We start from the raw sequence: 1,023 nt of genomic DNA, 5'->3' as shown, positions 1-1,023 counted from the left end.
GAGCGTCTGGAAAGCCTGTTGCAGAGCAGCGATATGCTGTTTGGTGCCCGCGACGGTTTCGAACCCCGTGGTGAAAACGTCGACAAGGGCGCGTTCTTCGCCCCGACCCTGTTGCAGGCCCGCGACCCCCATGCCGAGGGTGGCGCCCACGATATCGAAGCGTTCGGTCCGGTCAGCACGCTGATGGCCTACGACGATCTCGACGAAGCATTGGCCCTGGCCGCCCGCGGCAAAGGCAGCCTGGTGGCCAGTCTGGTGACCAAGGATCCGCAAATCGCCGCCAAGGCCATCCCGGTCGCTGCTGCCTGGCACGGCCGCTTGCTGGTACTGGATCGCCACTCTGCCGGCGAATCCACCGGTCACGGCTCGCCGCTGCCACAACTAAAGCACGGCGGCCCGGGGCGTGCCGGTGGCGGCGAAGAACTCGGTGGCCTGCGCGCGGTGAAACACTACCTGCAACGCGCGGCGGTACAAGGTTCTCCGACCATGCTGGCAGCGGTCACCGGCGAGTACGTGCGCGGGGCCAAGGTCATCGAAACCGACGTGCATCCGTTCCGTCGCCATTTCCAGGACCTGCAGATCGGCGAGTCGCTGCTGACCCACCGCCGCACCGTCACCGAAGCAGATCTGGTGAACTTCGGCTGCCTGTCGGGCGACCACTTCTACATGCACTTCGACGAGATCGCAGCCAAGGAATCGCAATTCGGCAAGCGCATCGCCCACGGTTACTTCGTGCTGTCGGCGGCGGCCGGGCTGTTCGTCTCCCCCGGCGTCGGCCCAGTGCTGGCCAACTACGGCCTGGACACCCTGCGCTTCATCAACCCGGTGGGCATCGGCGACACCATCCAGGCGCGCCTGACCTGCAAACGCAAGATCGACCAGGGCAAGAAGAGCCCGCAAGGCATCCCGCAAGGGGTGGTGGCGTGGGATGTGGAAGTGACCAACCAGTTGGGTGAACTGGTGGCCAGTTATGACATTCTGACCCTGGTGGTCAAACGCGAAGACTGATCTGGATTCCTGGTT

1 protein-coding gene is annotated in these 1,023 nt (G+C 64.6%); it reads left to right on the top strand.

The window, feature by feature from the left end; genetic code table 11:
* Positions 1 to 1,008 (top strand): aldehyde dehydrogenase family protein (locus KGB29_RS25910; protein WP_223616500.1); only part of this gene is annotated, 1,008 nt, incomplete at its 5' end.
* Positions 1,009 to 1,023: the final 15 nt, after the last annotated feature.

This window comes from Pseudomonas sp. BF-B-30 (assembly GCF_019956305.1).
GTDB lineage: Bacteria > Pseudomonadota > Gammaproteobacteria > Pseudomonadales > Pseudomonadaceae > Aquipseudomonas > Aquipseudomonas jessenii.
The sequence above is the reverse complement of the archived record's forward strand: the minus strand, read 5'-3'. Positions and strand labels throughout refer to the sequence as shown.